We start from the raw sequence: 6175 nt of genomic DNA, 5'->3' as shown, positions 1-6175 counted from the left end.
ATCGCTGTCCGCGTTTGCCGTCGCAAACGACCCTAAACCTGCCCCTAGCAATGCGACGGCACCAAACATCGCCGGGGAAGTACGGTATTTGCCGGAAGGGCGAGGGCGTCGATGAGCGACACGTCTACCTCGTTCGGGCGGCGCCACGCGTGAGGGCAACTCCGCTCTGCGCCTACCTACTGATGTCATCACATACCTCTGATGTTCTTCAAATGATCGTTCTCTAGCGGATGTTCGGAATGGGATATATCGGCGGGTCATCTACCAGTCCCGGCGTCGGCCCTTCTGAGCGACATCGAGTAGGTACGCGTTGTACGCACTGAGGTCGGCATCGTTGTCCCGTTCCGCCTTGCGATCGAGGCGTTTGGCAATGCGGTTGTCGGACCTGACCCACTGGACGACGAGAGCGACAATGCACAGAGCGAGCGGTATCTCGCCCAGAATCCAGGCGACGCTGCCACCGGCGTACTGGTCTCGCAGAAGGTCAGTCGCGTACGGCCGTTCTAGCTCTTGGTAGTACGACGCCGCAAAGACGGTGTTCGAACTCATGACAGAGATGGCGAAGAAGGCGTGGAACGGGAGCGTGACGAGCAGCAATCCAAGACGCGCTATCGGTTCAAGGGGGCGAGGCGACGGGTCGATACCGATGATCACGTAGTAGAACAGGCAGCCGACGGCGAGGAAGTGCAGCTGCATCACCGCGTGGCCCCAGGTGCTTCTCATCAGCACCTCGAACAGGCCGCTGAAGTAGAGGACGTAGAAACTGGCCACAAAGACGCTGGCGGCCACGAGAGGATGGGCCACAAGTCGCATCAGGCGGGAGTGAAGGAGAGATGTCAGAAGCGTTCGTGGGGAGACATCGCCTTTCTGTCGTGGACCGGGAAGCGCCCGTAGCGCCAAAGTGATCGGCGCGCCCATCACCAGGAAGATGGGCGCGACCATCGAGATCAGCATGTGCGCGACCATGTGCATGCTGAACATGACGTTCGAATACTCGCCGAGGCCGCCGATCGTGGCCCATGCCAGGACCAGCAAACCCGTGTACCAGGACAGTGTGCGGCCAACGGGCCACCGCACCCCCCGCCGTTGTAGCTTGACGGCCCCGACCGCGTAGAGCGTGGCTCCCAAAGCGACAATGGCCAGGCCAGTTCCGTTCGCTGACCATCCCAGGAAGAGATTCTGAAGATTCGGCGCAGGAGGTAGGGGTCCGCCGAGAAGCTCCTCGATGGGTCTGCGGAGAGAGTCACTCGAGACGGGCGTCGGTGTCCGTGAGAGCGCGACGGCAACCCCCACGGCAGCCGCCATGACGAGGACCTCGCTGACCGCGATCCTGACGAACGATGACCCCACCGCGAGTAGCCGGCGGCGCTGTAGCCATCCGAGATAGCCGACAGCGACGATCGCCGCTACTTTTACGATGACAAGTTGCCCATAGCGCGTGCCGACTAGTGCTGACGGCTCACCTAGCCTGACCGCAGCGTTCACTATTCCGGAGACTCCGACGAGGACGATGCACGAGAGCGCAAGGCCTGAGAACCTGGCCACCGATGGCACGAGACGCTTGCTGCCCCGCATCGCGAGCCACGTGAGCCCACCGAGTCCACCCACCCAGATGCACACTCCGATGAGGTGCAGCAGCAAGCTCACGCTGGCCAAGTCGTGGGACCCACTGCCTGCTGAGTGACCGGTATAGGCAGTCGGTACGAGCGAGGCGATGGCGAGCCCGAAGACCACAGTGATGGCGCGGGCTGAGATCGTCCACCGCAGCGCGGTTCCAATCACGACCGCGGCAAACGCCTGGACTAAGAGGGCTTGACCGGTGGGGCTGTCGACCGCAAATGAGACGAACAAATTCCAGTTGAGGTCAATGATCGGGAGAGCGAACGCGTCGCTGGTAGCGAAGACCAGCTCAGCGAGAGCACTGGCCATCCATACCCATGTCCACCGTGAGGCGATGTGGACGGCTCTGGCAGCGAGGCCCTGAACGTCGTTGGAGGTCGTCGGCATCAAGAACACGGCGAGGACAATGAAGCCGATCACGATCACGAGCGAGGCCTGTGTGAACAGGTTCGTGAACTGCAGCCCCCACCCCGTGACGAGTCCGGGATCAGTCAGGCCCTCCGGGGCCCGCTGCGGCGCTCCGCCGCCCCATCGCAGGGCCCCGTACATCGCAGCACTGGCTGCGATCGCGCTGGAGGCACCGAGTGGAATAAGCGATCTAGTGGCTACAGATGAAGCAGTCTTGATCGTGGATGCGGGCGCGGGGGAGTGTCTTGTCTCGTTCACGGTTGTCCTATCAGCTCAAGCGAGTAGGGGCGTCTGCCGGGGTACGGCGGCGCCACCTGTCAGCACCTGAGCAGCGAGGACTTCTCCTGATCGAACTTGGGCCTGTGGCGGTACGGCGGAGCCCACCCGGCTGTTTTGAGGACCTGCCGAAGCCGCCGTAGCACGACGCATCGGATCTGGTGCAGGGCTCTGGCCACGACACCGGCCAATGCCGCCATGCACAACAAAGCGACTCCACAGCTAATGACGAGAAGATCCTCTGCGGACGCCACCTGCCGGTCGTTGCCGAGGGCAGCCAGTCCAGGAGCGGTCGCCGAGGAGTGCTCCGCGAGGCCAGATGACACGACTCTGGACGCAGAGGATCCGTCATCCCCGGACATGGCGGGGTGAGCGACCAGCGCCACCCACAGGAGCCCGGCTATCACGAGCAGATCCACGAGCCGAGGACGTTGCTGGCGGTATGCGCCGCCGCGGGCTTCATCCATGCGGTTCTGTCCTCCAAAGTATTAGACGAACGACGCCGCCAAACAGTTCCCTGCCAAGAAACACGTTCTCGAAGTTCGTGCTTTGCTCTGGCAGCTGATCAATCGTTGTCCACGGTCGAATCTCGACCACTCGCGCGGGCAGTTCGCATTCCTGTTCGCAAGAACCAGAGCATCACGATCATGGCGATGACGAACAGGACGAAGATCATGAGTGAGCCGCCGTTCGAGGATTCGTTTGGCATGGCCTCGACCGTCACACCATCGCGGCTCTGCTCACCCGAATCCTGTCGTGGGCTCACTGGGTCCGACAACGAGCCGGTCACGGTGAAGTTGATCGTGCCGGTGACGGAGTGCGTATCGACCGAGGCGACCCGATAGTTCATGGTGTAAATCCCCGGTCCGACGTCGCGCACGATTTTGCTCGTCACCCGACGACCGCTCACCTGGACGATCTCGCTGTTGACGCGTGTTCCGTCGGACTTCGTCACCACGATGGACGGCGGGTCCAAGACCTCTTCGTTGAGGTCGAGGAACACTTCTGCGGGTAGAACCTCGATTGTTTCGCTTTCGCTGGGACCCGAACCAGTCAACGCGGTGTCGGCTTGAGCCGATCCTGGCCACAGGACGAGTAAGCCAACCGCAGCCATACCCGCGAGGGACTTCGCCCAGACTCTTCGCGCCGTAACTGATTGGCTTCTGTTCGCGGTGGCTGCTGTTCCCACGTCCTCACTGCTCCAAAGCATCGTCGATTGCCTGTGCAAACTCGCCGATACTCGAAGGGATGATGCGCTGACCGTTCAGGAAAAATGACGGAGTGTCCGTGACACCAAGTTTCTTGCCGTCGTCAACGTCCTTCTTCACGCGTGCAGCGACCTCAGGACTGACGACGTCGGCGTCGTATCGGGCCATGTCGAGGCCGAGGTCCTCCGCGTAGCTGCGGAACAGCGAGGCCTTCGACTCCTGTGAGTCGCCCCAGTCGGCCTGGGTCTCGAACATCTTCTGGTACATGTCCTGGAACTTTCCTTGCCTTGCCGCGGACTCCACGGCGTACGCCGCGCTGTTGCCGTTCGTGGGGCTGGGGTTCGGGAAGTAGCGGGCCACGAAGGTGACCTTGCCGTCGTACTTTTTGCGCAGTGTCTCGACAACCGGGTAGGCGTTGGCGCAGGCGTCGCAGTCGAAGTCGACGAATGCGACGACAGTTTCCGATCCCTCCATGCTGGTGCCTAGCCGGTGGCTGTCGCTGCGGGTGGCGAGTTGCTGCCGCTCGGACTTGTCGGCTCGCTCTGGGGCAGAGATCGCCTGATAGGCGAACGCTCCGCCGAACATGGCCACGGCCAGTAGAGAGAACGTCAGCGCAATCTTTGTCTGGCTGGTCAAGGTCTTGATGAGTGGGTCTCGTTTCGTTCGGGTGTCACCAGTCGACCTCGTGACATTCGCGAGCTGCGGTGCGTTCGACCTGGAGGGTCGCGTGCTCGATCTGGTAGTCGCGGCGCAGGATTGTGCGGGCGTCGTCAAGGATGCGGGGCAGGTCGTCGGTGTTGTCGCCGACGAGGTGCGCGGTGGCCACGTTCATGCCGGACGTCAGCACCCAGACGTGCAGGTCGTGCACGTCGGTCACGCCGGGGATGGCTGCGAGCTTGCCGGCGACCTCGTCGATCGGCATGCCGTCGGGCACGTGCTGGCCGAGCACGGCGAGTACCTGGCGCCCGAGGATCACTGCCCTGACCGCAACGAACACCCCGATCGCGAGGGCTACGACGGTGTCCCACCACGGCTGCCCGGTGGTGGCGATCAGGATGCCGGCGGCGATGACACCCACCGATCCGGCGGTGTCGGCGACGACCTCGAAGTAGGCGCCCTTGACGTTGAGGCTCTCGTCGGCGCCGCTGCGCAGCATCAGCATGACGACGACGTTGATCAGCAGGCCGAGCCCGCCGACGACGATCATCGGGGTCGAGGAGACCTCGGGGTCGCTGCCGATACGGCTGAGTGCCTCGATGACCACGTAGGCCGAGACGCCGAGCATGATCAGGACGGTCAACCCTGAAGCGAAGACCTCGGCCCGGTACGACCCGAACGTGCGTCTGCCCGTCGTGTCCTTGCGCGTGGCGATCTTGGTCGCAGCCAGAGCCGCTCCGAGCGCGACGACGTCGGCGGCCATGTGACCGGCGTCGGAGATCAGCGCCAGTGAGTCCGCGAGCAGCCCGTAAACGAGCTCGACGAAGAAGAACGTAAAGATGAGGCCGAACGCGATCGCGAGCTTGCGGCGGTACTTGCCGCCGGCATGACCCGCCGGTGCCGGCGGATGACTGTGTCCTGCGCCCATCAGAGTGCTCCTTCTCTCGAGCCGAACGACTCGTGGTGGCGGATGGTTCCGATGCCGGGCAGGAACCTGCCGACACGATGGCTGTACTCGACCCAGTCGTCGGCATGATGCCTGGCGAGGTAGGGCTCCTCGACACCACGGACCTGGAGCTGCAGAGCGAGGACCAAGGCGATGAGCCCGGCCATGCCCACGATGTTCGGGATGACCAGCACCAGACCGAGGCCCGTGACGGCCATGGCGGTGAAGATGGGATTGCGGATCAGACCGAAGGCACCTGTAGTGACGAGTTCGGTGTGCTCGGCCTCGTCAACGCCGACTCGCCAGCTTGCCCCCATGGTGATCTGGGCGTCGAAGGTGGCGCCGATACCGAGGATCGTGAGCGTCACACCGACTGACTGGACCGGACCGACCACGAGTGCGTCGATTGGCGCCAGGCCAGCGAGATCGGCGATAGGGGCCGCGACTGCGGTGAGGATCGCGATAACGAACAGTGCGCCCCCGCACCATTCGACCGACCCGGGGCGACCGGTGACACCACGGAATCCGAAGTCGCCGGTGACTCGACGCTGGAGCACGCTGCGCCAGCCGAAGGCGACCGCCGCATAGATGACGAACAGCACGAGCGCGAGGACGGCCATCATGCCTCCCTGGGCTTGGTGGAGAGCTGCGCCGAGGGATCACTCATGGTCGCTGCCACCGTGTGTCGGGCACAGTGTCACAGCGAAACCGGTCAGCTCAAGCAGTTGCTCGGCGGCGGCGAGCAGGGCCGTCGTCGCCTCGGGATGAGTGGCACTGAAAACCGACGCGCGTCCCTCCGGTCGAGACGTGACGAGACCACAGTCCTTCAGGCAGGCCAAGTGCTTCGACACGGTGGACTGCGCCAGTCCGAGGTGCTCGGTCAGTTCGACGACGCGGTGGTCACCGAGTAACAGGTGCTGCAAGATCACCAGACGCGATCGATCGCTGAAGCCGTGGAAGAGGCATGCAGCGGCTGTGAGCGGCGTGTCAATCGTGTCATCGATGCGGCTATCTGTCATCGTCATTTCACGATGATAGCGTCACCTGCGACGTCGCGCAA

At 63.3% G+C, this 6175-nt stretch carries 6 protein-coding genes; all 6 read right to left on the bottom strand.

The window, feature by feature from the left end; translation table 11 throughout:
• Positions 1-261 precede the first annotated feature (261 nt).
• On the bottom strand, positions 262-2169 hold the full coding sequence (locus HQK15_RS18125) for a bifunctional copper resistance protein CopD/cytochrome c oxidase assembly protein (RefSeq protein ID WP_496349913.1): 1908 nt from the start codon (positions 2167-2169) through the stop codon (positions 262-264).
• A 700-nt stretch (positions 2170-2869) separates the two neighbouring features.
• Positions 2870-3493: a copper resistance CopC family protein gene (locus HQK15_RS18120; protein ID WP_173492917.1), complete on the bottom strand. Its 624-nt coding sequence runs from the start codon at positions 3491-3493 to the stop codon at positions 2870-2872.
• A gap of 4 nt (positions 3494-3497) precedes the next feature.
• Positions 3498-4148, bottom strand: coding sequence for a DsbA family protein (locus HQK15_RS18115; protein WP_173492916.1), 651 nt, complete (start codon positions 4146-4148; stop codon positions 3498-3500).
• A gap of 34 nt (positions 4149-4182) precedes the next feature.
• Entirely contained in the window at positions 4183-5097 is a 915-nt protein-coding gene (locus HQK15_RS18110) for a cation diffusion facilitator family transporter (RefSeq protein ID WP_173492915.1), read from the bottom strand.
• Complete coding sequence (locus tag HQK15_RS18105; RefSeq protein WP_367649248.1) at positions 5097-5717, bottom strand: methyltransferase family protein; 621 nt, start codon at positions 5715-5717, stop codon at positions 5097-5099. Before HQK15_RS18105 ends, HQK15_RS18110 begins: the two co-directional genes overlap by 1 nt.
• Positions 5718-5774: 57 nt before the next feature.
• On the bottom strand, positions 5775-6140 hold the full coding sequence (locus HQK15_RS18100; protein WP_173492913.1) for an ArsR/SmtB family transcription factor: 366 nt from the start codon (positions 6138-6140) through the stop codon (positions 5775-5777).
• Positions 6141-6175 lie beyond the last annotated feature (35 nt).

The sequence above is a fragment of the Aeromicrobium stalagmiti genome (assembly GCF_013283745.1).
GTDB classification, from domain to species: domain Bacteria; phylum Actinomycetota; class Actinomycetes; order Propionibacteriales; family Nocardioidaceae; genus Aeromicrobium; species Aeromicrobium stalagmiti.
The sequence above is the reverse complement of the archived record's forward strand: the minus strand, read 5'-3'. Positions and strand labels throughout refer to the sequence as shown.